Source organism: Micromonospora ureilytica, assembly GCF_015751765.1.
In the GTDB taxonomy this organism is placed as follows: domain Bacteria; phylum Actinomycetota; class Actinomycetes; order Mycobacteriales; family Micromonosporaceae; genus Micromonospora; species Micromonospora ureilytica.
The window spans coordinates 6,688,860-6,713,214 of sequence record NZ_JADOTX010000001.1 but is presented as its reverse complement, the minus strand read 5'-3'; the positions used below and the strand labels follow the sequence as shown (position 1 = coordinate 6,713,214).

At 70.9% G+C, this 24,355-nt stretch carries 27 protein-coding genes; 15 read left to right on the top strand and 12 right to left on the bottom strand.

Going from position 1 to position 24,355, the window contains the following annotated elements; translation table 11 throughout:
* Positions 1-25: 25 nt before the first annotated feature.
* Complete coding sequence (locus IW248_RS30885) at positions 26-1,282, bottom strand: erythromycin esterase family protein (protein WP_196929711.1); 1,257 nt, start codon at positions 1,280-1,282, stop codon at positions 26-28.
* A 128-nt stretch (positions 1,283-1,410) separates the two neighbouring features.
* Here IW248_RS30885 and IW248_RS30880 point away from each other — a divergent pair, with 128 nt between their 5' ends.
* Positions 1,411-1,602 (top strand): DUF2795 domain-containing protein, encoded by a 192-nt coding sequence (locus IW248_RS30880; protein ID WP_124815096.1) that lies wholly within the window; start codon positions 1,411-1,413, stop codon positions 1,600-1,602.
* Positions 1,603-1,710: 108 nt separating this feature from the next.
* On the opposite strand, the gene IW248_RS30875 is transcribed toward IW248_RS30880, so the two are convergent.
* Positions 1,711-2,619 carry a Gfo/Idh/MocA family protein gene (locus tag IW248_RS30875; protein WP_196929710.1) on the bottom strand — a complete coding sequence of 303 codons (909 nt, stop codon included), beginning with the start codon at positions 2,617-2,619 and terminating at the stop codon, positions 1,711-1,713.
* Between the two features lie 217 nt (positions 2,620-2,836).
* Between IW248_RS30875 and IW248_RS30870 the strand changes: the two genes are divergently transcribed.
* Complete coding sequence (locus IW248_RS30870) at positions 2,837-3,229, top strand: hypothetical protein (RefSeq protein ID WP_124821561.1); 393 nt, start codon at positions 2,837-2,839, stop codon at positions 3,227-3,229.
* Positions 3,222-3,635 carry a hypothetical protein gene (locus IW248_RS30865; RefSeq protein ID WP_196929709.1) on the top strand — a complete coding sequence of 138 codons (414 nt, stop codon included), beginning with the start codon at positions 3,222-3,224 and terminating at the stop codon, positions 3,633-3,635. The genes IW248_RS30870 and IW248_RS30865 overlap by 8 nt, the downstream gene beginning before the upstream one ends.
* A gap of 60 nt (positions 3,636-3,695) precedes the next feature.
* Here IW248_RS30865 and fabG read toward each other — a convergent pair whose 3' ends face one another.
* Both fabG and IW248_RS30855 read right to left on the bottom strand, forming a co-directional pair.
* Positions 3,696-4,454, bottom strand: a complete 759-nt coding sequence (gene fabG / locus IW248_RS30860; RefSeq protein ID WP_196929708.1) for a 3-oxoacyl-ACP reductase FabG — start codon at positions 4,452-4,454, stop codon at positions 3,696-3,698.
* A 43-nt stretch (positions 4,455-4,497) separates the two neighbouring features.
* A complete protein-coding gene (locus IW248_RS30855; RefSeq protein ID WP_196929707.1) occupies positions 4,498-6,150 on the bottom strand; it encodes an alpha-amylase family protein in 1,653 nt (550 codons plus the stop codon).
* Positions 6,151-6,236: 86 nt separating this feature from the next.
* On the opposite strand from IW248_RS30855, the gene IW248_RS30850 reads away from it, so the two are divergent.
* The 5 genes from IW248_RS30850 (at position 6,237) to IW248_RS30830 (ending at position 11,263) form a co-directional block, all read left to right on the top strand.
* Positions 6,237-6,851: a DUF1349 domain-containing protein gene (locus IW248_RS30850; RefSeq protein WP_124821564.1), complete on the top strand. Its 615-nt coding sequence runs from the start codon at positions 6,237-6,239 to the stop codon at positions 6,849-6,851.
* Positions 6,852-6,908: 57 nt separating this feature from the next.
* Positions 6,909-7,580 carry a DedA family protein gene (locus tag IW248_RS30845; RefSeq protein ID WP_196929706.1) on the top strand — a complete coding sequence of 224 codons (672 nt, stop codon included), beginning with the start codon at positions 6,909-6,911 and terminating at the stop codon, positions 7,578-7,580.
* 96 nt (positions 7,581-7,676) lie between these two features.
* Entirely contained in the window at positions 7,677-8,819 is a 1,143-nt protein-coding gene (locus IW248_RS30840) for a carboxylate-amine ligase (protein WP_372432746.1), read from the top strand.
* Positions 8,820-8,842: 23 nt separating this feature from the next.
* A complete protein-coding gene (locus tag IW248_RS30835) occupies positions 8,843-10,222 on the top strand; it encodes an FAD-dependent oxidoreductase (protein WP_196929704.1) in 1,380 nt (459 codons plus the stop codon).
* 72 nt (positions 10,223-10,294) lie between these two features.
* Positions 10,295-11,263 carry a LacI family DNA-binding transcriptional regulator gene (locus IW248_RS30830; RefSeq protein ID WP_196930436.1) on the top strand — a complete coding sequence of 323 codons (969 nt, stop codon included), beginning with the start codon at positions 10,295-10,297 and terminating at the stop codon, positions 11,261-11,263.
* 210 nt (positions 11,264-11,473) lie between these two features.
* Here the strand turns inward: IW248_RS30830 and IW248_RS30825 are convergent, their stop codons facing one another.
* The 3 genes from IW248_RS30825 to IW248_RS30815 all read right to left on the bottom strand — a co-directional run bounded on the left by IW248_RS30825 (position 11,474) and on the right by IW248_RS30815 (position 14,599).
* Entirely contained in the window at positions 11,474-12,427 is a 954-nt protein-coding gene (locus tag IW248_RS30825) for a carbohydrate kinase family protein (protein ID WP_196929703.1), read from the bottom strand.
* Positions 12,424-13,689 (bottom strand): AGE family epimerase/isomerase, encoded by a 1,266-nt coding sequence (locus tag IW248_RS30820; protein WP_196929702.1) that lies wholly within the window; start codon positions 13,687-13,689, stop codon positions 12,424-12,426. The genes IW248_RS30825 and IW248_RS30820 overlap by 4 nt, the downstream gene beginning before the upstream one ends.
* Before the next feature lie 268 nt (positions 13,690-13,957).
* Positions 13,958-14,599: a TetR/AcrR family transcriptional regulator gene (locus IW248_RS30815; RefSeq protein WP_196929701.1), complete on the bottom strand. Its 642-nt coding sequence runs from the start codon at positions 14,597-14,599 to the stop codon at positions 13,958-13,960.
* A gap of 77 nt (positions 14,600-14,676) precedes the next feature.
* Between IW248_RS30815 and IW248_RS30810 the strand changes: the two genes are divergently transcribed.
* The gene (locus tag IW248_RS30810) at positions 14,677-15,525 is read left to right on the top strand and encodes an arylamine N-acetyltransferase family protein (protein ID WP_196929700.1); all 849 of its coding nucleotides are present in this window, start codon (positions 14,677-14,679) and stop codon (positions 15,523-15,525) included.
* A gap of 54 nt (positions 15,526-15,579) precedes the next feature.
* On the opposite strand, the gene IW248_RS30805 is transcribed toward IW248_RS30810, so the two are convergent.
* The gene (locus tag IW248_RS30805; protein ID WP_196929699.1) at positions 15,580-16,005 is read right to left on the bottom strand and encodes a nucleoside deaminase; all 426 of its coding nucleotides are present in this window, start codon (positions 16,003-16,005) and stop codon (positions 15,580-15,582) included.
* Complete coding sequence (locus tag IW248_RS30800; RefSeq protein WP_196929698.1) at positions 16,002-16,853, bottom strand: TIGR03619 family F420-dependent LLM class oxidoreductase; 852 nt, start codon at positions 16,851-16,853, stop codon at positions 16,002-16,004. Before IW248_RS30800 ends, IW248_RS30805 begins: the two co-directional genes overlap by 4 nt.
* Before the next feature lie 95 nt (positions 16,854-16,948).
* Between IW248_RS30800 and IW248_RS30795 the strand changes: the two genes are divergently transcribed.
* On the top strand, positions 16,949-17,845 hold the full coding sequence (locus IW248_RS30795; protein ID WP_196929697.1) for an aminoglycoside phosphotransferase family protein: 897 nt from the start codon (positions 16,949-16,951) through the stop codon (positions 17,843-17,845).
* 356 nt (positions 17,846-18,201) lie between these two features.
* Here the strand turns inward: IW248_RS30795 and IW248_RS30790 are convergent, their stop codons facing one another.
* The 3 genes from IW248_RS30790 to IW248_RS30780 all read right to left on the bottom strand — a co-directional run bounded on the left by IW248_RS30790 (position 18,202) and on the right by IW248_RS30780 (position 20,170).
* Positions 18,202-19,011, bottom strand: a complete 810-nt coding sequence (locus IW248_RS30790) for an Fpg/Nei family DNA glycosylase (RefSeq protein ID WP_196929696.1) — start codon at positions 19,009-19,011, stop codon at positions 18,202-18,204.
* Positions 19,012-19,089: 78 nt separating this feature from the next.
* Positions 19,090-19,290, bottom strand: coding sequence for a DUF397 domain-containing protein (locus tag IW248_RS30785; protein WP_196929695.1), 201 nt, complete (start codon positions 19,288-19,290; stop codon positions 19,090-19,092).
* The gene (locus IW248_RS30780) at positions 19,283-20,170 is read right to left on the bottom strand and encodes a helix-turn-helix domain-containing protein (protein WP_196929694.1); all 888 of its coding nucleotides are present in this window, start codon (positions 20,168-20,170) and stop codon (positions 19,283-19,285) included. Before IW248_RS30780 ends, IW248_RS30785 begins: the two co-directional genes overlap by 8 nt.
* Before the next feature lie 257 nt (positions 20,171-20,427).
* Between IW248_RS30780 and IW248_RS30775 the strand changes: the two genes are divergently transcribed.
* The 5 genes from IW248_RS30775 (at position 20,428) to rocD (ending at position 24,280) form a co-directional block, all read left to right on the top strand.
* Complete coding sequence (locus tag IW248_RS30775) at positions 20,428-20,598, top strand: hypothetical protein (protein ID WP_231398139.1); 171 nt, start codon at positions 20,428-20,430, stop codon at positions 20,596-20,598.
* Complete coding sequence (locus IW248_RS30770) at positions 20,595-20,921, top strand: hypothetical protein (protein ID WP_196929693.1); 327 nt, start codon at positions 20,595-20,597, stop codon at positions 20,919-20,921. The genes IW248_RS30775 and IW248_RS30770 overlap by 4 nt, the downstream gene beginning before the upstream one ends.
* Positions 20,921-21,841, top strand: coding sequence for a thrombospondin (locus tag IW248_RS30765; RefSeq protein WP_307788326.1), 921 nt, complete (start codon positions 20,921-20,923; stop codon positions 21,839-21,841). The genes IW248_RS30770 and IW248_RS30765 overlap by 1 nt, the downstream gene beginning before the upstream one ends.
* A 409-nt stretch (positions 21,842-22,250) precedes the next feature.
* Positions 22,251-23,066 (top strand): dimethylargininase, encoded by an 816-nt coding sequence (gene ddaH, locus IW248_RS30760; protein ID WP_196930434.1) that lies wholly within the window; start codon positions 22,251-22,253, stop codon positions 23,064-23,066.
* Positions 23,066-24,280, top strand: coding sequence for an ornithine--oxo-acid transaminase (gene rocD, locus IW248_RS30755; RefSeq protein ID WP_196930433.1), 1,215 nt, complete (start codon positions 23,066-23,068; stop codon positions 24,278-24,280). The genes ddaH and rocD overlap by 1 nt, the downstream gene beginning before the upstream one ends.
* The last annotated feature ends 75 nt before the right edge of the window (positions 24,281-24,355 follow it).

The following is a 24,355-nucleotide window of genomic DNA, read 5'->3' as shown; positions in this document are numbered from 1 at the left end:
CGCCGGGCACCACACCTCCAGCGCGTCAGACGCCCGCCGGGTAGGTCTCCATCTCGCCGGGGGCCGCCGGCACCGGCAGCGGGTGCAGAGCCGTGGTGTCGTCGCACCAGATGAAGGCGTCGTACCGGTCGCCGAGCCGGGTGGGCACGTAGTTGCCCCAGGACTCGAACGACGGGTCGTAGACGACACCGATCGCCCGGTGGTCCACGGTGTCGGTGACCCAGCCCGGCTGGTCGTCGCCGCCGAAGATCAGCACCGCCCGCTCCGGCATCAGCTCGTGCAGTCGCCGCTCGATCGAGCCCTCCCGAGCCGGGGGCACCACCATCGCCTCCGGCGGCGAACCCCAGCGGGGCGCGGCGATCGCCGTGCCCCGGTAGCTGCCGAAGCCGACCAGGGCCACCGCGTCCTCGCCGTGCCGCTCCCGGGCCAACTGACCAATGTTGATCATCCCGTCGGCGGCCATGTCGGTGGCCCGCGCGTCTCCGACGTGCGTGTTGTGCGCCCAGACGACACCCCGAGCGTCGGGGCCGTACCGGTCCAGCAGCCGGTCCAGGGTGTCCTGCATGTGGGTGTCGCGGATGTTCCACGAATCCGGCCCGCCTGCCACCATTGCCCGGTAGTAGCGCTCGGCGCCGGCCACCACCTCAGCGTTCTGCCAGGCCGAGAAGCGATCCGGGCCGTCGGAGAGGGCGTGTTCGCGAGTCCGGGCGAGCAACCGGACGACCTCCTCCTCACAGCGGGCGGAGACGAACCGGCTGGCCATGCCGTACTCCTCGACCCTTTTGCCGTACGGCTCGAAACACCGGTACGCGTCCTGCGCCGCCTCCAGCGACTTCGGGTCCTCCTCCCCCAGGTAGTCGAAAATCGCCTGCATCGACTCCCAGAGGCTGTACACGTCGAGCCCGTGGAACCCGGCCCGTTGCTCCTCCGGCCGCTCCACGTTCCAGGCCCGCAGCCAACTCGCGAACCGGCCCACCTCGGCATTGGCCCACATCCAGGTCGGCCATCGCTCAAACTGGTGGAGCGCGAGCTGCGGTTCGAGCGCGCCGCCCGGCACGGCCGTCACCGAACGGTGCACCCGGTCACAGTCGGGCCAGTCACCCTCCACGGCGACGAAGGAGAAGCCGCACTCCGCGATCAACCGGCGGGTGAGCTGCTCACGCAACCGGTAGTAGTCGTAAGTGCCGTGGGTCGACTCACCGATCATCACCACCCGGGCGTTGCGAACGCGCTCCAGCAACGGGTCGAAATCGCTCGGCGAGCCGAGCCGCTGAACCAGCATGCCAGCGGCTACCCGGCCGTCGCTGCGGCAAACCGTGGGCGCGTCGCGGGCCGACACGCCGGCCGCCGGGCCGTCGTGGCAGCCAACCAAGCCGGTGTACGACCACCGCGAGCGGGTAGCCGGCCGACATGACCGTCACCGGGGTTCAGTTGCAGGAGTACCTGGCCGGGCTCGACTACCCGGTCTCCCGGGAGGACCTGATCCGCTGGGGACAGGAAAACGGGGCCAGCACGGCCATGCTGCAAATGCTGCAAGCCCTACCACCCGACCAGTTCAACTCCCCCGACGAGCTGAACGCAGCCCTAACCACCCCCACCTAACCTCGACCCCCACCTGACCTCGGTGATCATGAGGTTATTGCCCTCCAGCACGGCGTGTCGCGCCGCTAACTTCATGATCAACGGGGTCAGCGGTGGGGTGGGGCGCTGTTAGGGGAGGGGGACGGGGATGGTGCGGGATTCTGTGCGGGCGGTTTCGGCGGCGGCGATGATGCCGACTACCTCGCGGCCGAAGCGGACGTCGCAGCGGTGGTCCCGCGTGCCGGCCCGCACCTGCTCGACGAGTTGGTCGATGGCGACGCCGAACGCTGTGGCGGCGTCGTTCTCGCCGAACGGGACGTTCTCGATGCCGTTCTCGCCGTAGAACACGAACTCCCGGGCCATCGACTCGGTCGGGGCATCCAGGGAGAGCGAGGCGCTGCTCGTGGCACCGCCCTCGTGGGTGAGCAGGAGGTGCACCATCCCGCTCGGCCCGTCCATCGCCGCCACCTGCGTCACCCGGCCCAGCACCGGCAGGAGGATCGACAGCGCGTGCGGGGCGATGTCCCAGAGCGCCCCGTGCTCCCGACGCCACAACGAGCCGCCGTACGGGCTGCCGTCCTGGAAGATTGAGGCGAACGCGGTGGTCCGGCCGTGCTGCCAGCCCCCGGCGGCGGCGGTGGCGGCCAGGAACGCGGTCACGTTCGGCTGGAACCGCTGGGTGAAGAAGACGACTGAGGCCACCGCGGACTCCTCGGCGGCGGCCACGACACGGTCGGCGTCGGCCACGCTGAGCGCCAGCGGCTTGTCCAGCAACAGGTGCCGACCGGCGCGGGCCGCCCGGACCGCGATGTCAGCCTGGATGTCCGGCGGCAGGGCGACGGCGACGGCCTCGCACTGCTCGATCAGCGCGTCGACGTCGGCGTAGGCGGGCACCCCGTACCGCTCGGCCAGCGCGGACGCTCGCTCCGGGTTGCGGCCCCACACCCCCACCAGCTCCGCGTCGGGATGTGCGTGCAGCGCCTTCCCGTGCGTCTCGATCGCCCAGTGACCGGTGCCGAACAAACCGAACCGCAGCACGTGTACCTCCGCTGTTTCCCCACCCCGCGCCAACGCCACGGACCTGATCCACGCTAGTCGCCTCACCGGGGGCACCGGCGGCGGGTCGACCAACCGGAGCAGCTCAGGGCCCGTGCCGATCGGGGCGGCCGACGTGCGGCGGACAGGCGGGGGCACCCGCTTACTACGACGGTTAGTAGGCTGTGCCGGTGACCGAGGCAACGACCGGGTGGGTCCGGTGACCAGCGTGGGCACCGATTCGCCGGTGGACGGCATCGTCGCGACCGTGTCGATCGTGCTGTCGCTGCTCGTGGCGGTGTGGGCGCTGGTGGCGGCGGTACGCCAACGGCCGCCGGATCGGGTGCAGTTCGTCGGTCTGGCCGTACTCGAAGTGGTGTTGCTGGTGTTGAGCGTGCTGGCGCTCGTCGCGGTCGGCGGCGGGGATCGGCCCGGCGAGCCCGGCGCCTTCTTCGGCTATCTGGTCACGCTGGTGTGCCTGCCGCCACTGGCCTGGGTGCTGGCCCGGATGGAACCGACCCGGTGGGGTTCGGCGATCGTGTGCGCGGTCTGTCTGGTGGCCCCGGTGGTGGTGGTCCGGTTGCAGCAGACCTGGGAGGTGCTCGGTGGTTGAGACAGGACCGGCTCGGCGGCGTACGAATTCCGGCCCGGGTCGGCTGTTGATCGCTGTCTACCTGCTTTTCGCCATCGCGGCGACGAGTCGGGCGGGCCTGCAGATCGCCACCAAGTTCGACGAGGCGCGGGTGGCGTACCTGCTCTCCGGGGTGGCCGCGCTCATCTACATCGTGGCGGCGGTGGGGTTGGCCCGCGCCGGGCACACCGGCCGACGGGTGGCGTTGGTGTGCTGCTCCGTGGAGTTGGTCGGGGTGGTCGCGGTCGGCATCCTGAGCCTGGTCGACAAGGAACTCTTCCCGGACGAGACGGTCTGGTCGCAGTTCGGCAGCGGGTACGGCTACATCCCGCTGGTGCTGCCGGTGCTCGGCCTGATCTGGCTGTGGCGCACCCGCCTGACCCGGTGAGAAGACCCGGCGACGAGGGCGCCGGCTTATCTGCCGGAGCGCCCTCGCCGGGGGTACGGGTCAGTCCCGTGGGCCGCCCGCGACGTAGATGACCTGGCCGGAGACGAAGCCGGCACCCTCGCTCGTCAGGAACGAGATGGTGTGCGCGACGTCCTCCGGCCGGCCCGGGCGACGGACCGGGATCTCGGCGGCGGCGTGCTTCTGGAAGTCGTCGAAGTCGACCTTCATGCGGGCGGCGGTGGCGGCGGTCATGTCGGTGACGATGAAGCCGGGTGCGACAGCGTTCACTGTCACCCCGAACGGCCCCAGTTCGATGGCGAGCGTCTTGGTGAAGCCCTGCAGACCGGCCTTGGCGGCGGCGTAGTTCGCCTGGCCCCGGTTGCCCAGCGCGGAGGTGCTGGAGAGGTTGACGATCCGCCCCCACTTCCGGTCCACCATGTGCTTCTGGGCGGCCTGGCTGAACAGGAACGCACCGCGCAGGTGCACGCCCATCACCGTGTCCCAGTCGGCGTTGGTCATCTTGAACAGCAGGTTGTCGCGGAGCACACCGGCGTTGTTGACAAGCACTGTGGGCGCGCCCAACTCGGCGGCGACGCGGCTCACCGCGGCCTCGACCTGGTCCCGGTCGGACACGTCGGCACCCACCCCGAGCGCCCGGCCGCCGGCTGCGGCGATGGCGTCCACCGTCTCCTTGGTGGCCGCCTCCTCGATGTCGACCACGGCAACGGCCATTCCGTCGGCGGCCAGCCGTCGGGCGGTGGCCGCGCCGATGCCGCGTGCGGCTCCGGTGACGATGGCGACGCGGGACTCCTCCGACATGATTACCTCCCGGTAACTTGGGGTCGATCGGAGGAGCTTAACCTCAACAGGCCGACCCTCGGCATAGGCGAATCCACCGGTATCCGTGGCCGGAGACCTTCACAGCGCCGAGCTTGCCCAACTCTCCGTAGCCACGGTCGGCGAGCACGTCGATCGGCAGGTCGGCCTCCGGCTCAAGGCTGCTGAGGTCCACCTCGACGTCGTCGGTGCCCAGGTTGTGCACGAAGACCATCGTCCCGGTCGGCCCGTCGGCCCGGTGCGCGAGCACTCCGGCCGGCATCGCCACGTCGATGTGGGTGGTCGAGCCGGAACCGATCTCCGGGGCCTCCCGCAGCGTACGGATCATGCGTTCGAACCAGGCGAGCAGCGACTTGGGGTCGCCCCGCTGGGCGGTGACGTTGACGTTCTGGTAGCCGAACTCACCCTTGTCGATGATCGGGCGGACCAGCTTCTCCGGGTCCGCCGTGGAGAAGCCGGCATTCGACTGGTACGACCATTGCATCGGGGTACGGATCGCGTCCCGACCCCGCAGCGACAGGTCCTCGCCCATCCCGATCTCCTCGCCGTAACGCAGCACCGGCGTGCCGCGCATCGAGAACTGGAGGGCGTACGCCAGCTCGATGTGCCGCCTGTCGTTGCCGAGCATCGGGGCGAGCCGGCGACGGATGCCCCGGTCGTAGATGCGCATGTTCTCGTCCGGGCCGAACTTCGCGTACACCTGGTTGCGCTGTTCGGTTGTCAGCCGGGACAGGTCGATCTCGTCGTGGTTGCGCAGGAAGGTGGCCCACTGCCCGCCGACCGGCAGCTTCGGGGTGTCGCGGAGCGCCTCGATCAGCGACTCCGGGTCCTCGCGGGCCAGGGCGAGCATGAGTCGACCGTTGAGCATGAAGTCGAAGAGCATGTGGATCCGGTTGCCGGAACCGCTGGCGTCGCCGAAGAACGTCGGTAGCTGGTCCGGCTCGACGTTCGCCTCGGCCAGCAGGACGGCGTCGCCGCGGCGCCACTGGACGTGCTGGCGCATCTCGGTGAGGAACTCGAAGTCCTTCGGGGAGTTCGGGTTGCCCGGCTCGGTCAGCTCGATGATGAACGGCACCGCGTCCATCCGGAAGCCGGAGACGCCGAGCTGGAGCCAGAACGACATGATCTTCTTGATCTCGTCCCGGACCTGCGGGTTGGCGAAGTTGAGGTCCGGCTGGAACTTGTAGAACCGGTGGTAGAACCACGCCTTGGCGGTCCGGTCGTAGCTCCACGTCTCGTCCTGCTCGCCGGGGAAGACCATGCCCTGGTGGCGGTCGTCCGGTTCGGTGTCGGACCACACGAACCAGTCCCGGTACGGCGAGTCCGGTGACGAACGGGCGGACTGGAACCACGGGTGCTCGTCGGAGGTGTGGTTGACCACCAGGTCGATGATCACGCGGATGCCCCGGTTCTGCGCCTGGTGCAGCAGCTCGGCGAAGTCGCCCAGGGTGCCGAAGCGCGGGTCCACGTTGTAGAAGTCGGTGGCGTCGTAGCCGTCGTCGCGGTTGGGCGACGGGTGGATCGGGTGCAGCCACAGGCAGGTCACCCCGAGCCGGGCCAGGTAGTCCAGCCTTCCAATCAACCCACGGATGTCACCGACCCCGTCGCCGTCGGAGTCGGCGTACGTGTCGATGTCGAGGCAGTAGACGACGGCTTCGGAATACCAACGATCACCCATGCCGGAGGAACATCTCCGTTCGATCACCGCGGCAAACCCGTCTGGCGGGCGGCGGGTGGCGGCGGGCGTTGGTTACCGTGCCGGTCATGGAGAACGACCTCGTACCGCCGAGCGAACTGTTGGACTGGTCCCGGGGCACCTGGCTGCACCCGCCGGTACGCGTGGAGGAGGGCCCGGCTGGCGAGCTGGTCGTCGAGCCGGCGGCGGACAGCGACTTCTGGCGGAGGACCAGCTACGGCTTCGTCCACGACAACGGCCCGGCCCTGCTGGCGCCGCTGCCGGTGGGGGCCGCCATGGAGGTGAGCTTCCGGCTCGACTTCTCGGCGCAGTTCGACCAGGCCGGTGCGTACGTCCGCGTCGACGAACGGACCTGGACCAAGGCCGGTGTGGAGATAAGCGACGGCGAGGTGCAGCTCGGGGCGGTGGTGACCCGGGAGTTCTCCGACTGGTCGGTGGGGCCGGTGCCGGACTGGGCGGGCCGGGAGGTGACAGTGCGGGTCAGCCGGGCCGGCGACGCGCTGACGGTCCGCGCCCGGGTCGACGACGAGCCGTGGCGACTCGTCCGCCTGGCCCCGCTGGACCCGGCGGCCGACGCGATGGCCGGCCCGTTCTGCTGCGCGCCGTCCCGCGCCGGTCTGACTGTGGCGTTCACCGGCTGGCGGCAGGGGCCGGCGGACACCGCGCTGCACCCGGAGGTGTAGCAATCGCCTTACTGGGTATGACCATCCGATCCCCGACAGCCGACCGGAAGGACGACCATGGCGTACGCCCAGGCAGGCGACCCGTCCGAGTTCACCGGGTTGACCGGCTGGGTGGCCACGGTGATCGAGGCGATGGGCCCGGTCGGCGTGGCGCTGCTGGTGGCGTTGGAGAGCATCGTTCCGCCGATCCCCAGTGAGATCGTGCTGGCGCTCGCCGGCTTCCTGGCGCACGAGGGCGAGTTCAACGTCTTCCTGGTGGTGCTGGCCGCGACGGTCGGCTCGCTGGTCGGAGCGTTGGTGCTCTACTGGCTGGGCGCGGCGCTCGGCGAGGAACGGCTCAAGCGCTGGTTGGACCACATCCCGTTGGTGGACAGCGACGACCTGGAGAAGGCCGACAAGTGGTTCGAGCGGCACGGTCGGTGGGCGGTGCTGATCGGCCGGGTGGTGCCTGTGGTCCGCAGCCTGGTCTCGGTGCCGGCCGGGGCCAACCGGATGCCGCTGGGCGAGTTCATCCTGCTCACCACCATCGGCAGCGGGGTGTGGAACGGTCTCGTCGTGGGGGCCGGTTACGCGCTCGGTCGTCGTTGGCAGGACGTCGAGCGCTACAGCGACTGGTTCAACTACGCGATCGTCGCGGTCTTCGTGGTCATGGTGGCAAGTTGGGTGATCCGTAAGGTCCGCAAGCGTCGGGCGCGCGACGACCGGCGGTCGGTGACCGCCGGTCGCTGAGGCCCGCTGGCGCCGCCACGTTTCCCGGCATCGCCACGTTGGGTAACCAACGGCGGACCGACGCGGACGGCCCGCGAACGGTAGGAACGGACGGTGATGTCGATGACCGGTCAGGTGGCGGAGGCGCCCGGTGAAATGGCTGCGGCGACCGGGTTGCTCACCGTGGGTGTCGAGGAGGAGTTCCTGCTCGTCGACCCACACACCGGGGCTGCGGTCCCGGCCGTGGACCTGGTCATGGAGCAGGTGCCGGCCGAACTTCGCGGACAGGTGGAGCGGGAGTTCCAGACCAGTCAGATCGAGATCGGCAGCCCGCCCGGCCTGGAGCTCTCGTCGATCCGGCACTCCCTCGGCGTACTGCGTCGGGCGCTGTCCGACGCCGCCGAGCGGGCCGGCGTACGCCTGCTCGCCATCGGCACCGGCCCGGTGGACGGCCCGGTGCCACCGGTGGTGGACAAGCCCCGCTTCGACCGGATGATCGAGCGGTTCCGGCTGCTCGTTCCCGGCCCCGGGAACAACGGCATGCACGTGCACGTGGGGGTGCCCGACCCGGATACCGGCGTGCAGGTGCTCAACCACGTACGGCCGTGGCTGCCGATGCTGCACGCGGTGACCACCAACTCGCCGTTCTCCCGGGGCGAGGACACCGGCTACGCCAGTTGGCGTTCGGTGGAGTGGGAGCGCTGGCCGTCGGTGGCGCCGACGCCGTTTCTGGAGTCGCACGAGCACTACCAGCGGCTGATCCGCCAGTTGATCTCCAGCGGGGTGATGCTCGACGAGGGGATGCTCTACTGGTACGCCCGCCTGTCGGCGAAGTACCCGACGGTGGAGCTGCGGATCGGCGATGTCTGCCCGTCGGTGGACGACGCGGTGCTGGTCGCCGCGCTGGTCCGGGCGTTGGTGGCCACCGCCCTGGCGGATGCCGAGGCCGGGCGGCCGGCGTTGCAGACAGACCACCACCTGCTGGTCGCCGCGCACTGGCGGGCCGCCCACGACGGCCTGGAGGGAGAGGCCGTGGACGTCACCAACGGTGAGCTGCGCCCGGCGTGGGAGCTGTTGGACCGGTTCGTGGAGCGGATGCGGCCGGCGCTGGAGGAGCACGGCGACTGGGCCGAGGTGACCGACCTGCTGGGTGGGCTGCGTCGGCACGGCAGCGGCGCGGCACGGCAACGCGCCGTGTTCGAGCGCACCGGCCGACTCACCGACGTGGTGCAGGACGTCGCACGGCAGACCCGCGGCTGATCACCACGTGACAGGATGAGCCCGTGGCGCAACGGCTGATCGTCATCGGCGGGGACGCCGCCGGAATGTCGGCGGCCTCCCAGGCCCGACGCCGCCGCGACAGTGGCGACCTGGAGATCGTGGTCTTCGAGCGGGGCCACTTCACCTCCTACTCGGCGTGCGGCATCCCGTACTGGATCAGTGGCCTGGTGTCCGGCCCCGACGCGTTGATCGCCCGGGCCCCGGAGACGTTCCGCACGGAGTACGCGATGGACGTGCGGATGCGCCACGAGGTCACGACCATCGACCTGGAACGCCGCGAGGTGGTGGCCCGGGACCTGGAGGGCGGCGGCGAGGTCCGCGAGCGCTTCGACGACCTCATGTACGCCACCGGCGCGGTGCCCGTGAAGCCGTCGTGGGCGGTCACCGACGCGGGCGGCGTGTTCGGCATGCAGACCCTCGACGACGGTGCGGCGCTGCGGCACTGGCTGGACGCCGACCCGCAGCCGCGCCGGGCCGTGGTGGTCGGCGGCGGCTACATCGGCGTCGAGATCGCCGAGGCCCTGATGCAACGCGGCCTCTCGGTGACCCTGGTGGAGGCCGGCGAGCAGCCCATGTCGACGGTCGACGCCGACATGGGCGAACTGGTTGCCGAGGCGATGCGCGGCCTCGGCATCACGATCCGCGGCAGCCTGCCGGTGACCGGCCTGGAGGAACGGGACGGCCGGGTGTCCGCCGTGGTCACCGCCGAGGGGCCGATCCCGACCGACGTCGTGGTCATGGGTCTCGGCGTACGCCCCAACACCGCGCTCGCGGAGGCGGCCGGGCTGCCCCTCGGGCCGACCGGAGCGATCCGGGTGGACCGGCGGATGCGGGTGCCCGGGTTCACCGGGGTCTGGGCGGCCGGCGACTGCGTGGAGACCCTGCACCGGGTCAGCGGGTTGCCGGCGTACGTGCCGCTCGGCACGCACGCCAACAAGCAGGGCCGGGTCGCGGGGATCAACATCGGTGGCGGGTACGCAACCTTCACTGGCGTGATCGGCACGGCCGTGACGAAGGTGTGTGACCTGGAGGTGGGTCGGACGGGTCTGCGCGAGCGCGACGCCACGGCTGCCGGCTTCGAGTTCGTCTCGGTGATCGCCGAGTCGACCAACCGGGCCGGCTACTACCCGGGTGCCCGGCCGATGACCGTGAAGCTGATCGCCGAGCGCCCCAGCGGCCGGTTGCTCGGGGCACAGATCGTTGGTTGGTCCGAGGCGGCCAAACGGATCGACTCGCTGGCCGTGGCGCTGTGGAACGGCATGACGGTGGACGATATGACGCAGCTGGACCTGGGCTACGCTCCGCCGTACGCGCCGGTGTGGGATCCGGTGCTCATCGCCGCCCGAAAAGCGGTCGACGCGCTCGCTGCCCTCGGCCGTTGACCCGCGCCCGCCGTGGAGGACCACCCCGTGACCCAGACCCCGACCCGGCCGACAGTGCGTCGACGCCCGACGATGGTCGACGTGGCCCGGCGCGCCGACGTCAGCCTGAAGACGGTCTCCCGGGTCGTCAACGACGAGCCGGTGGGCCAGGAGTTGGTCGGCCGGGTGCTGGCCGCCATCGCCGAGCTGGGCTTCCGGCGCAACGACATCGCTCGTAACCTGCGTTCCCGGCAGCTCAACGCCACCGTCGGGCTGCTGATCGAGGAGATCGCCAACCCGTTCTACGCGACCATCGCCAGTGTCGCCGCCGAGATCGCCGCCGCCCACGGCACCATGCTGATCACCGCGTCGTCGGAGGAGGACCCGGAGCGGGAACGCGCTCTGCTCCAGGATTTCACCCAGCGCCGGGTCGACGGTCTGCTGGTGGTGCCGGCGGGCCTCGACCACTCGTTCCTGCGTCGCGAGGTCGAGTTGGGCATGCCCGTGGTGTTCCTGGACCGGCCGCCGCAGGGGCTGCAAGCCGACGCCGTGCTGTTGGACAACCGGGGTGGCAGCCACGCCGGGGTGTGCGCGCTGCTCGACGAGGGGCACCGACGGGTGGGGCTGCTGCTTGGCGCGCCGAGCGTGCCCACGATGCGGGAACGGCTGGCCGGGGCACGGGCGGCGCTGGACTCCGCCGGGGTCGAGCCGGACGAGTCGCTGGTCCGCGAGCGCCTCATCGCTCCCGAGGAGGCCGGGCGGGCGGTCGCCGCACTGCTCGACCTCCCGGAGCCGCCCACCGCGTTCTTCTGCGCCAACAACCGGCTCACCGTCGGTGCGCTTCAGGAGCTGCACCGGCGGGGCAGTGACGCCGCGCTGGTCGGCTTCGACGACTTCGAACTGGCCCACCTGATGCCCCGACCGCTGACCGTCGTCGCGTACGACACCCGGGAGCTGGCGAGGGTCGCCACCGAGCGACTGTTCGAGCGCATAGCCGGCGACGACTCCCCACCGGCAACCACTGTGCTTCCCACGCGGCTCCTAGCCCGCGGCCTTACCTGATCCTCGCCCCGCCCGCCCCGCCCGCCCCGCCCGCTGCGCTGGCGGAACCGCGAGGGTTGAGCTGCACTGCTCGCCCCGGAGGAGCGGGGCGGACAACCCCTGCCCCCTTTGCTCTGCACCCTGATAAGCACCGGTCACGGTCGGTCACTTTCGGCCCCAGCCGGTCGCGTTCCGTAGCCGTCGCATCCGCGGGTGCAGAGCAAAGGGGATTCAGCTTGCGGGGGTGAGGCGGGCCGCTACCTCCGAGCGGCGGGGCGGGTCGGCACCCCGACGGCCGCAGGTCAGTGCGGCCACGGTCGCGGCCTGGCGCAGCACCGTGCCCCACTGCTGCGGGGTCACCGCGGCGAGCCGGTCGGCCGGCCGGTCACCGAGCGCGTCGAGGTCGGCCAGCGCGGCCAGCAGGCCACCGGTGAACGAGTCGCCGGCGCCGACGGTGTCGACGACTGTGGTGCGGACCGCCGGCTCCTCGTGCAGCGAGCCGTCGGGCGCGAGCAGCCAGGCGCCCTCCCCGCCCCGGGTCACCACCGCGCAGGACACGCCGGCCGCACGCCATTCGGTCATCACGTCGGCCACCGAACGGTCCGGGTAGAGCCAGGCCAGGTCCTCGTCGCTGGCCTTGACCAGGTGCGCGAGGCGAATCTGTCGGCGTACCCGCTCCTGCTCCCCCGCCCGGTCGGTGACGATGCTCGGCCGCAGGTTGAGGTCGATGGAGACGGTGAGCCCGTCCCGTCGGCGTTCCCGGGCGAGCAGGCCCTCCAGCGCCTCGGCGCCGGGTGCCAACGCGAGCGCGAGGGACCCGGTGTGCAACGCGATCGCCGGTGACCCAGCCAGCTCGGGCAGCTCCTGCGGCGTCCACTGCCAGTCCGCCGCGCCGGCCAGCCGGAACTCGTAGCTGGCCTGCCCGCCGGCGTTCAATGTGGCCACGGCCACCGACGTGGGCTCCTGGGCGCGGACCGCCCACTCCAGGTCCACCCGGTTGGCGCTCAGATGCTCGACGAGTTGCCGCCCGTAGTCGTCAGTCGCGAGCCGGGCCAGCAGCCGTACCGGCTGGTCGAGCCGTGCCAGCGTGACCGCGACGTTCGCCGGGGAGCCACCGGGCACGGCCCGCTGCCCCTCGGCGGTGACGACCAGGTCGATCAGTGCCTCCCCCGCGACGACGATCACGCGGTCACCTCCCCGGGGGCGAGCGGGCCGGGGCCCCCGAGCCCGTCGGCCGCGCGGGACAGCAGCACCGCCTGGTAGGCGTGGTAGACGTCCGGTCGGCCGTGCCAGACCGTGTCGGCGGGCAGGTTCTGCGGGTCCAACTCGTGCCGCCATCCGGTCTGGTCGATGAGGCTACGGCGGGCGTACGCCCAGAAGACCTGGTACCAGTCGAGGTAGACCGCGTCGCCGGTGCGGCGGTGCAGGGTGATCGCCGCACCGATGGCCTCGGCGAGAACCCAGTGCATCCGGGAGCGCACCACCGGCCGGTCGTCCCAGTCGATGGTGTAGACGAAGCCGTCCGCGCCGTCCACCGCCCAGCCTCGACGCACGGCGGCGGCGAACAGGGCGCGGGCGTCGGCGAGCAGCCAGCGGGGTGGCTGCGGCAGGACCGCCTCCAACTCCAGCAGCAGCCTGGCCCACTCCAGCCAGTGCCCGATGGTGGAGCCGTACGGCCGGAACGGGTCGGCGGGCTGGTCCCGGTTGTAGTCGGGCAGCGGCGTCCAGTCGGTGGTGAAGTGCTCGGGCAGCCGCCAGTCGTGCCGGGCCGCCTCACCGTGCACGAGGTGGGTGGCGATCCGCAGGGCCCGGTCTGCCCAGCTCGCGTCGCCGGTGGCGGCGGCAGCGGCGAGGAACGCCTCGACCATGTGCATGCTGCTGTTGGCGCCCCGGTAGTCCTCGGTGACCGTCCAGTCGCGGTTCCACGATTCGCGGACCGCGCCGGCGTCGTCGTCCCAGAACCGGTCCCGCACGACGGCCAGCACGTCGGCGAGCAACCGGTCCGCGCCGGGCCGTCCGGCGCGCGCGGCGCTGGAGGCGGCGAGCAGTACGAACGCGTGGTCGTAGCCGGCCTTGCGGTCGTTGACGGGTACTCCCTGCTGGTCCACCGCGCCGAACCAGCCGCCGTACCGGTCGTCGCGCAGCAGCGTGCTGAGCGCGGCGATCCCGTGGTCGACCAGGGCGGCGGCGTCCGGGTCGCCGTTGCGGTGGGCGAGGGAGGCCACGTGGGTCATCCGGCAGGTGATCCAGGTGTGGACCGGCTCGCCGCGATCCGGTGTGCGGTCGTCGGTGAGCCACCAGAAGCCGCCCTCGGGCCGGACCGAGCGGCGGGCGGTGTCGAGCAGCGTCCGGGTCTGGTCGGCGAGGAACTCGTCCAGATCGGGCAGGTCTGGCGACCCCACCGGGGCGGGGGTCGTTACGGCGTCGGATCGGGGCACGTCGGTCATTTCAGCTGGTCACCGTCGGGTAGGAAAGGGACATACGGCCAGGATCGGCGGACGGACCGGGTCCGCGCCGCAAAACCGCCAACGGTACGCCACGAGACGACCGGCCAGGGTCGGCACGAGGCGGGAGGCTTTTCCTCCCTTTTGTCCGTTGACATCGTTGTCACCACTCAACCCTGCTCCGGCAGCCGGCCGACTGTCAATTCCGGCTGCGTCACACATGAACGGTGGCAGGCACCCGGCCGCCGCGATGCCCGCGCCCCCGCATTCGTCAGCTGCCGCCGAGATCGACCAGGCCGATCTCGGCGGGGGGAAGGTCGTGGATGTCCGGGCCGGCACGCAGGCCCTCGAGCATGAGGATCAGGTAACGGTCCACGCTGCGCTGGGTGAGCTCGGCGCGCAGGCCGGGTAACGGCCGCAGCAGCAGCGCCATCATGAGGGTCAGGTCGCCGGCGTCCACGTCGGGACGCAGGTCGCCGTCGGCCTGGGCGCGGCGGACGAGCCGGTCGAGGATCTTCAGCAGGGCTTGACGCAGCCGCTGCTCCTCGGGCTCGGCGCGCAACTGTTGCCAGGTGCTGGTGAACCAGATCGACAGCCAGGTGGCCAGCCGCAACTCGGCGGATGCCCGGCGAACGAAGCGTGCGAGCGCACCCCACGCGTCCGGCTCCTCGTCTTCGGCATCGCGAGCGATGGCGACCACGCGGTCGAAGCCATCCAGCGCGACCCCGCGTACCAGAGCCTCCCGGTCGGGAAAGCGCCGATAGAGGGTGGCGGCCCCGACACCGGCGCGGCGGGCCACCTCCTCCATCGGCACCTCGACACCACGTTCGGCGATGAGTGCGCGGGCGGCCTCGATGATCTGTTCGCGGTTGTGCCTCGCGTCGGCCCGGAGCCTGGGGCTCTCGTTCTTCACCTAACCAGTATACGGATGGAAGTCTTTCACTTACACTTGGCCAAGTGGAGGAAGCTCTATCAGTTAGGAGTTCGCCAGTGAGCACAGACGTGACGATCGAACAGATGCTGCACCGAGTCGGGCATCACGGGCACGTCGCAGCCGACGTGGAGACGCTGTTCGCACTGCATCAGGCCTGGCGGCACGCCGTGCCGTACGAGAACCTCGACATCCAGCTCGGCCGACCGATCGCCCTCGATGCAGAAGCGCTCTTCGACAAGCTCGTACGGCGCCGACGCGGCGGTTACTGCTACGAGCAGAACGCCGGCCTGGCCATGCTGCTGCGTCTGGCCGGCTTCCAGGTGACCATGGTGGAGGCCGCGGTCCTGCGCGCGAGCCGCGGCGAGGCGATGTGGGGCAACCACAACACGCTGGTGGTCGACCTCGACGATCGACGCTGGCTGGCGGACGCCGGTATCGGCGACGGATTCATCCAGCCGTTGCCTCTGCGGGAGGGCCCGCATGTTCAGGGCCGCCTGACCTACCGGCTCGAGCGGCTCGATCCGGACACCTGGCGCTTCCACCACCACCCAGGAGGAACCATCGCCTCCTACGACTTCCGCCTGCAGCCACGGGACATCGCCGACTTCGCCGCCCACTCCCGAGAACTGTCCACGTCCCCCGCCTCGGCGTATGTCACCACGCTCATGGCCGCCCGACCGACCGCCGACCACACCCTGGTGCTGTTGTCCCGGACACTGCGCCGGCTGGGCGCCGACGCCACCACTCCCCGAACGATCACCGACGTCGACGAATTCGCCAGAACGCTGTCCACGGACTTCCTCGTACCCCTCGACGACCTCGGCCCGGACGGCGTCGCCCACCTCTGGCACAAGACCGGCACCCAGGACGACCTGTGGCGCGCACGCGTCCGCAACACCGCCTGAGCACGCGCGACGGCCCTCGGCATCGGCTCAGCCGGGGCCCCGAGACGGCTCGGATCAGTAGTAGTTGTCGATCGGCTGACGCGCCTCGTCGAACAGCGCCGGCCCCTCGTACCGAACCGGCGGCAGCGGCGGGGTCGCCGGCTTGACCTCCTCGAACTGCTCGCTGGACAGGGCGTACACCACCCGCCCGAGGCCGGACCGGTCGATCGCCGTCGCGCACATCGCGCACGGCTGGCAACTGGTGAACATGGTCGTGCCGGCGGCCACCTCGGGAGACAACTCCCGAGCCGCCCAGCGGGCCAACTTCAACTCCGGATGCGCGCTGATGTCCACGTCGGAGACCACTGTGTTGTGGTCCTCGATCAGGACGACGCCGGCCGCGTCGACAAGCAACGAGCCGAACGGCCGTTCGCCGGAAGCCCCTGCCCGGCTGGCGATCTCCACTGCGTGGCGGAGAAACTTCTCGTCGTCGGGGGTCATCGGTCCTCCTGGGATTTGTGGTGTGCGGCCACGGCCGCAAGGGTCCGCCAGGCACGTTCGGGCTGGCGGATCTCGGTCAGGTCGCCGTTGAACGGGTCCAGCACCACCGTCTCCGCGCCGAGCGCACGAAGCTGGTCGAGGTCGGCGACGATCTGATCGATGGTGCCGACGCCGGTGAGCCGGTCCGGGTCGGTGACCGGCTCACGGGTCTCCTGGAGCGCGATCCGCGGTACCAACGCGGGCACCGGGCGACCGAGGTCTTCGGCGATGGCCGTCAGCCGTCCGACCGCCTCGGCCAGCCGTCCGGGCGTGACCCGCAGCGGGTGCCAGGCGTCACCGAGCAGCACCGCGCGGCGCATGCCGGCCTCGCTGTTGCCGCCCACCCAGATCGGGATCGCGTCCGTGTCGTAGTCCTCGGTGTTCTGCCAGGCCGCACGCATGGCGTGCAGGTACTCGTCGGTCAGCGCACCGCGCCGCCGGAACGGCACGCCGAGCGCCTCGAACTCCTGCCGGGCCCAGCCGACGCCGACACCGAGGACGAGCCGGCCGCCGCTGAGCCGGTTGAGGTTCGCCGCCATCCGGGCGGTGAGCAGCGGGTGCCGGTACGGGACGATGAGCACCGTGGTGCCCAGCCGGACCCGGCTGGTCACCCCGGCCAGCCACGACAGCGTGGTGAACGGCTCGTAGAACGGCGCCGGATACTGCTCGGCCACGTCCGGAGTCACCGCGATGTGGTCGGAGACCATCAGCAGGTCGAAGCCGAGACCCTCGACCGTCTGCGCCCATTGCCGCAGCACGTCGGGGTCGGTACCCGGGGCGAAGTTCGGTACGTTCACGCCAATCTGCACCCGTTCACGCTAGCCACTGTGGACCGGTGTGGGAACGCCGTGACCCGGCTGAAGTGTTGGGCGCCGGCACGAATCGCACGACTCAGGAGGGCCGGATGGATCTACCCGAAGGGCTCGACTGGGTACGCGGATCACCCGCCGGCCGCGCCTGGCTGACCGCTCTCCCGACGTGGCTGGCGGAGTGCGCCGAACGGTGGTCGCTGCGACTCGGCCCGCCCTACCGGTACGCGTACGCCTCACTGGCGCTCCCCGCCGACCTGCCCGATGGCACGGCTGCGGTGCTGAAGCTCCAGTACCCCGACGAGGAGAGCCGGCACGAGGCTGACGCGTTGGCCCACTGGGACGGCGACGGGGCGATCCGTCTGCTCGCCCACGACCCTGAGCGGCGGGCCCTGCTCGTGGAACGCTGTCAACCCGGGACTCCCCTGCACGACCTTCCGCCGGACCGAGCGCTGGACGCGGTGACCGAGCTGCTCCCCCGGCTCTGGCGACCGGCCGCCGCGCCGTTCACCCCGCTGGGCGAGGAGGCCGCCGGCTGGGTCGACCGGATGCCCCGAGCCTGGGAACGGGCCGGCCGGCCGTACGAACGGCGGCTCCTCGACGCGGCGCTCGACCTGCTCGGCGGTCTGGCGTCGAGCCAGGGCGAACAGGTGCTGGTCAACCAGGACCTACACGCCGGCAACGTCCTCGCCGCCAACGGGCACGCCGACGACGGGCTCGCCGCCGGCCGAGGGCCGTGGCTGGTGATCGACCCGAAGCCGCTGACCGGGGAACGGGAGTTCACTGTCGTGCCGATGGTGCGCGGCCCCGAGTTGGGCCACTCACCGGCCGCCGTCCGGCACCGGCTGGACCGGCTCAGCACCGAGTTGGGGCTCGACCGGGAACGGGTCCTGGGTTGGACGATCGGGCACACGCTGGCCTGGGGCGTCGCCGACGAGACGGTCTTCCCGCAGAAGATCGACGTGGTCCGCTGGTTGCTCGACTCCAACTGAGGCCCGGCAACACCGCAGTTCGGCCGACCCCGACGCATGACGCGCGCTTGATCCCTGCCAATCAAGTCACGTTTGCCGGAACGACGCCCGCCAACCGGCGCTACCCCGCCGATCATGGAGTTGTGGTGGGTGACAAAGAGCCCGTAAAACCCCAAAACAGGCACCACAGGTCCATGATCGCCGGGATCTAGACTCCGCCGCTCGGCGATCTCGCACTTTCTGTCCCGACCTAAGGCGCATATCCACCCATGTCGACAACAGAAACTGCAAGATCGGCGCGGGCGGGGCGGGGCGCGGGCGGGGCGGGGGCGGGGCGGGGGCGGGGCGGGGGCGCGAGGGGGTGGGGTGGGGCGGGGTTAGCTGGGTTGGCAGGTGGGGCACCAGTAGAGGTTGCGGCCGGTTAAGGCGCCGCGGCTGATCTCGGTGCCGCAGACGTGGCAGGGTGCGCCGGGGCGGCGGTAGACGTACACCTCGCCACCGTGCCGGTCCACTCGCGCCGGGCGGCCCATCGCCTCCGGCAGGTGCGCGTCGCGAACCGTGTCGATCCGGCCCTGCTCGACGGCGAGCCGCATCAGCCCGACGAGGTCGGCCCAGAGCGCGTCCCAGCCGGTTCTGGTCAGCTGTCGGCCCGGCATCGTGGGCGGCAGACCTGCCCGGAACAGCGCCTCGGTCACGAAGATCAAGCCGGTGCCGGCCACCACCGACTGGTCCAGCAGCAGCGCGGCGAGAGGTGTGGGGCTGCGGGCGATCCTGGCGTACGCCCGCTGCGGGTCGGCGTCGCCGCGCAACGGATCCGGCCCGAGGCGGGCCCGCAGCGCGGCCACCTCGGGTGGGGTGAGCAGCTCGCAGGCGGTCGGCCCGCGCAGGTCGAGCCAGTGCCGGTCGCTGGCCAGCCGCAGCCGCACCTGACCGACCGGCTCCGGCGGCTCCCCCGGCCCGTCGGCGAACTTGCCGTACAACCCGAGGTGTACGTGCAGCGTCAGCTCGCCGGCGTAGTGGTGCAGCAGGTGCTTTCCGTACGCCTCGGTGCCCTCCAGCACGGTCCCGGAGAGCCGGGCGGCACCGTCGGCGAAACGGCCCTGCGGGCTCGCGGCGTGCAGCTTGTCCCCGGCGAACAGCTCGGCGTGCCGGGCCGCCAGGCGATGGATCGTGTGTCCCTCTGGCACGGGTGCCAAGGATAGCCAGCCCCGCCCGACCGGGCCGCGCGCTGATCGAGTCGCGTCCCGGCGGTGGGTTGGTCGAGGTCAGCGCTGGCGCTGCTCCTTGACGCCGCCCACGAACGCGGCCCAGGTGGCCGGGGCGAAGGTCAGCGCCGGACCGCTCGGGTCCTTGCTGTCCCGTACGCCCACGACGCCGGGCAGGTTGTCGGCCACCTCGACGCAGTCACCGCCGCTCCCGCCGCTGCGGGTGCTCTTGCGCCAGGTGGCACCGGCAAGGTCAGTCATGATGCTCCTCGATGATCGAAGTAATCATTTTCTCTGATTCTGCCTCAGCCGATGCGAGCGCTTCCAGGTCCGACCAGACATGTTCGAAGGCGGCCACCTCGGCCGGCTTGTCCAGATACAACGCTCCGGTGATGTTCTCCAGATAGACGGTGGTCGGCTCGGTCGACGCCCTGCCGAACGCCTGCGGGAAGTCCAGCAGGACGAAGGTGCCGGTCTCGCTGGCCAACGGCGGACCGGCGGCGAGCGGCAACACCCGCAGACTCACGTTCGGCAACACGGCCACGTCGAGCAGGTGGCGCAACTGCTGAGCCATCGCCCGGCGGTCGGGGATCGTGCGCCGCAGTACGGCCTCGCTCAGGACGACCCGCAGGGTGGGCGCGGTGGGCAGCCGGCGAACGAGGATGCCCTGCCGTTGCAGCCGCACCTCCACCAACTTTTCCCGATCCTCAGCGCGCATCGTCGGATTCTTCCGGCGGAACAGCTCGCTGGCGTACTCCCGGGTTTGCAGAAGCCCGGGGATCAGCTCCGACTCATACCGGCGAATCAGCGTGGCAGACGATTCCAGGCCGACGTACAGCGAGAACCACGACGGGACGACATCACCGTACGAATGCCACCAACCCCTGGCGCGAGTCTCTTTCGCGAGGCCGGCGACGATCTCCCCCATTGCGTCGGTCACCCGATAGAGAACGCACATCGCTCGGGCGTCCACCACGCGCACCGGAACCAACCCCTTCTCGATGCGCCACACCTTCTGCCGCGAGCAGTCCAGTGCTTCGGCCGCGGCGTCCAGCGTCACCGAGGCATCCTCGCGGAGCTGCGTGAGCAGCCGCCCGAGCTGCCGCCGAGGCACCGTGGACCCGCTTGTTTCATCCGCCATGCAACATCACCGCTCTCCTCCTGCAACACCGAATGTTTCGCCCGGCACGCATTTCCTTACCATTCCTCGTGTGTCGATATGGCCTGAGGTTAGGGCGGGTGTGGGCGTTGCACAAGGTGGCCAGCGTGGAACATGCTGTCACGCATCAGGAAATCCCAGAAATGGCGTCGGGAATGGCGTCGGCAATAGCCCGCTGCCGCACGCGCGCTTATTAGCCGTGGGCCGGCGAGACGCTATTCATCGGGAAGGACGCCACCGTGCGCGTGTCGTACAACGAATACGTCTTGGTCACCGCGCTGACCCTCGCCCGTCGACACCGGCCCGTCTGGAGTTGGACGCGCTGGCGCACTGTGTGCCGCTGCGGCGCGGAGCTGCCCTGCCGGGCCCGCCACCGCATTCCGATCAACCGTGGGCACTGGCCGACGTGACCGACCTGAAGCCCGGCGACCTGCTGCTGATCGGCGAGGCGTGCTCGGTGCAGTTCGCCGGTGACCGGGCGCTGCGCCTTCGACTGGTGAGCGTGGACCCGCGCCCGACCTACCACGGGTGGGTCTGGCTGACCGGTTACGTACTGAACGACAAGGGCCTGGCCGTCGACAAGCGGGAGGTGTTCGTGCAGCAGGCAGGGCTGGTCTCGGCGGCCGTACCCAGGATTGGTGTCAAGAAACGCCCAAGTGGGTATTCGAGGGGCGACACCGCGTGGGTGCCACCCTCTTCGTCGGCCACCACGCATTCAACAGGAGGTGTGTAGTGGTCAGGATTCCTTCGCTGTCCCGCCGGTCCGAGCCGGCGCCGACGCGGGACGAGAACCTCGACGGCCGCGTGGACGGCCGCGACGCCCCGGTCACCGAGACGGGCCAGTCCGACGACGGCGTCGGCCGCCCGGTGGTCACCGATCGGGACGCCAACCAGACGGCGTACGGCAGCAGCGGCGCGACCGGCGGCCAGGTCAGCGAGGCCGAGCGGCGGGCCAACGAGCGGGCCGCGGTGGCCCGAGCCGCCACCGCGCGACCGGTGGAGACCGAGTCCCGGGGCACCGCCCGCCCGGTCGCACCCGAGCCCGTGAACGGCACGACCCGTCCCGTCGCACCCGAGCCCCTGAACAACACGGCCCGCCCGGTCGCACCCGAACCTCGCGCCGCCCAGAAGGCGGAGACCGCCGTCGTCCCGAGCACGGCGCGCACCGCCGAGCGGGACGCCGACCTCGACAGCACCACCCGTCGGCCCGACACCACCGACCGGGCCACCACGAACCCGGCCACCACCACCGACCGGGCCACCACGGACCGCCCCGTCGACCCGACCCCCGGCACGACCGCCCCCGAGCCGCCGGTGACGCGTGGCCCGAAGCCGCGGGCCAGCCTGCTCGCCACCCTCGGCCTGATCGTCTCGGTCGCCGGTGCGATGTTCGTGCTGACCGGGACCCTGGCCGGGTACGGCATCGGGCTCGGCGCGTTCGGTGCTGTGCTCTCGGTGCTCGGCCTGATGGCCACCCGCCGTCGGCACGTCGCCGGCAAGACCGACGCGCTCTTCGGCGTGCTGATCGGGCTGGCCGCGGTCGTGATCGGGGTGCTGGCGATGACCGGCCAGTTCGACTGGCCGACCACCGACGGAGACTGGGTGCAGCGCTTCCGAGAGTGGCTTGACTCACAGTTTGTGGATCGTTTCTAGCGGGCACTGTTCCGCTCGCCGGTGATGCACCGGCGAACAGCCGGCGGTTCGCCGGCAGCCCGATCATCCGGTGGTTCACTGGCCGGGCGACACCCTTTCAGGGGCGGCGGTTCGCCGCCCCTGAAGTGTCTTCGGGGCCCGGTCACCGCCGGGCCCCGACGCATTTCCCGGCCGGCCCGATCGAGCAGGCCCGAAGCCCCGATCGCGCGGGCCGCGAGGCGTTTGGCGTCCCGCAGGCCACAAACGCAACGAATCTCAGCTGCGCACCGCCCACACGCAACGAATCTTCGGTCTGCGCAACTCTCGGTGGTGGATTCTGCCGCTGACGCCGCATAGCGTTGAGCAACGGCGCCAGCCCGTGGGCCACGGTGGCCGGGCGCGCCCGACCCCTGGGAGCAGGACAATGACGATGGACGCCACCAGCCAGCGCCTGTTGATGTGCCGGCCGACGTACTTCGCCGTCGATTACGCCATCAACCCCTGGATGAACCCGAGCGCGCCGGTCGACGTCGCGCTGGCCGTCCGGCAGTGGGAGCAGCTGCGCCAGACGTACCTTGACCTGGGCCACACCGTCGAGGAGATCACTCCGGTGCCCGGCCTGCCCGACATGGTCTTCGCCGCCAACGGCGGCACCGTGATCGACGGTAAGGCGATGGCCGTGCAGTTCCGTGACCCGCAGCGCGCCGACGAGGCGCCGGCGTACCGGGCCTGGTTCGAGGCCGCCGGCTTCGAGATGTACGACCCGAAGCACGTCAACGAGGGCGAGGGCGACGTCCTGCTGGCCGGTGACCACCTGCTGGCCGGCACCGGCTTCCGCACCGCGCACGCCTCGCACGCCCAGCTGCAGGAGGTCTTCGGCTACCCGGTGATCACCATGCAACTGGTCGATCCGCGCTTCTACCACCTGGACACCGCGTTGACAGTGCTCGACGAGCGGACCGTGGCGTACCTGCCGGAGGCGTTCTCCCCGGGCAGCCAGGCCGTGCTGCGCCGGCTCTTCCCCGACGCCGTGCACGCCACCATGGCCGACGCCGAGGTGCTGGGGTTGAACGCGGTCAGCGACGGGCGGCACGTGGTGCTGCCCGCGCAGGCCACCGACCTGGCCGCCAAGCTGCGCGACCGGGGCTACGAGACCATCGGGGTCGACCTGTCCGAGCTGCTCAAGGCCGGCGGCGGACCGAAGTGCTGCACGCTGCGACTCCGTCAGGGAAAGGCAAACAAGTGATCGTGGATGACAAGCTGCGGACGCCGGGAGCGGTCCGGGACGCCGAACGTTGGACGGCGCACAACTACCACCCGCTGCCGGTGGTCATCTCGTCCGCCGAGGGTGCCTGGCTCACCGACGTGGACGGCCGCCGCTACCTGGACTTTCTGGCCGGTTACTCCGCGCTGAACTTCGGTCACCGGCACCCGCAGCTGATCGCCGCCGCGCACGCCCAACTGGACCGGCTGACGCTGACCAGCCGGGCGTTCATCCACGACCAGTTCGCCGACTTCTGCCGGGAGCTTGCCGAACTGTGCGGCAAGGACCTCGTGCTGCCGATGAACACCGGCGCCGAGGCGGTGGAGACCGGGATCAAGGTGGCCCGAAAGTGGGGCTACCAGGTCAAGGGCGTGCCCGCCGGGCAGGCCAACATCGTGGTCGCCGAGGGCAACTTCCACGGGCGCACCACCACCATCGTGAGCTTCTCCACCGACGAGGACGCCCGCGCCGACTTCGGGCCGTACACCCCGGGGTTCACTGTCGTGCCGTACGGCGACCTGGCCGCGCTGACCGCCGCGATCGACGAGAACACGGTGGCCGTGCTGCTGGAGCCGATCCAGGGTGAGCAGGGTGTGGTGGTGCCGCCGGAGGGCTACCTGCCGGGCGTACGCCAGGTCTGCACCGAGCGCGACGTGCTGTTCATCGCCGACGAGATCCAGTCGGGTCTGGGGCGTACCGGCGCGACCTTCGCCTGTGACCACGAGGGCGTCGTGCCCGACATGTACCTGCTCGGCAAGGCGCTCGGCGGCGGCATCGTGCCGGTGTCCGCGGTGGCCGCGAACGCCGACGTGCTCGGCGTGCTCAAGCCCGGCCAGCACGGCTCCACCTTCGGCGGCAACCCGCTCGCCTGCGCGGTGGCGACCGAGGTGGTCCGGCTGCTGGCCACCGGCGAGTTCCAGCGCCGCTCGGCCGAGCTGGGTGAGCGGCTACGGGCCGGCCTGGAAGGGCTGGTCGGCAAGGGTCTCGTCGAGGTACGCGTCCGGGGCCTGTGGGCCGGCCTGGACATCGACCCGGCGCTGATGAGCGGTCGGGAGGCGTGTGAGCGGCTCGCCGCCCGCGGTGTGCTCGCCAAGGACACCCACGGCTCTACCATCCGGCTCGCCCCACCGCTGGTGATCACCGAAGAGGAGATCGACCTGGCGATGACCCAGCTGGCCGAGGTGCTGGCCGCCTGACGGACCGCCCCCTCGCGTTGATCATGGAGTTATTGCCCGCCGCCGCGGCGTGTCGTGGCAATAACTCCATGATCA

What these genes read in the sequence shown, in the direction of transcription:
- IW248_RS30850 (WP_124821564.1), top strand. Translation starts at nt 6,237, where the DNA reads ATGGAGAACGACCTCGTACCGCCGAGCGAACTGTTGGACTGGTCCCGG.
- IW248_RS30845 (WP_196929706.1), top strand. Translation starts at nt 6,909, where the DNA reads ATGGCGTACGCCCAGGCAGGCGACCCGTCCGAGTTCACCGGGTTGACC.
- IW248_RS30885 (WP_196929711.1), bottom strand. Translation starts at nt 1,282, where the DNA reads ATGCTGGTTCAGCGGCTCGGCTCGCCGAGCGATTTCGACCCGTTGCTG.
- IW248_RS30780 (WP_196929694.1), bottom strand. Translation starts at nt 20,170, where the DNA reads ATGGCGGATGAAACAAGCGGGTCCACGGTGCCTCGGCGGCAGCTCGGG.
- IW248_RS30795 (WP_196929697.1), top strand. Translation starts at nt 16,949, where the DNA reads ATGGATCTACCCGAAGGGCTCGACTGGGTACGCGGATCACCCGCCGGC.
- IW248_RS30805 (WP_196929699.1), bottom strand. Translation starts at nt 16,005, where the DNA reads ATGACCCCCGACGACGAGAAGTTTCTCCGCCACGCAGTGGAGATCGCC.
- fabG (WP_196929708.1), bottom strand. Translation starts at nt 4,454, where the DNA reads ATGTCGGAGGAGTCCCGCGTCGCCATCGTCACCGGAGCCGCACGCGGC.
- IW248_RS30855 (WP_196929707.1), bottom strand. Translation starts at nt 6,150, where the DNA reads ATGGGTGATCGTTGGTATTCCGAAGCCGTCGTCTACTGCCTCGACATC.
- IW248_RS30785 (WP_196929695.1), bottom strand. Translation starts at nt 19,290, where the DNA reads ATGACTGACCTTGCCGGTGCCACCTGGCGCAAGAGCACCCGCAGCGGC.
- IW248_RS30830 (WP_196930436.1), top strand. Translation starts at nt 10,295, where the DNA reads ATGGTCGACGTGGCCCGGCGCGCCGACGTCAGCCTGAAGACGGTCTCC.
- ddaH (WP_196930434.1), top strand. Translation starts at nt 22,251, where the DNA reads ATGGACGCCACCAGCCAGCGCCTGTTGATGTGCCGGCCGACGTACTTC.
- IW248_RS30880 (WP_124815096.1), top strand. Translation starts at nt 1,411, where the DNA reads ATGACCGTCACCGGGGTTCAGTTGCAGGAGTACCTGGCCGGGCTCGAC.
- IW248_RS30820 (WP_196929702.1), bottom strand. Translation starts at nt 13,689, where the DNA reads ATGACCGACGTGCCCCGATCCGACGCCGTAACGACCCCCGCCCCGGTG.
- IW248_RS30840 (WP_372432746.1), top strand. Translation starts at nt 7,677, where the DNA reads ATGTCGATGACCGGTCAGGTGGCGGAGGCGCCCGGTGAAATGGCTGCG.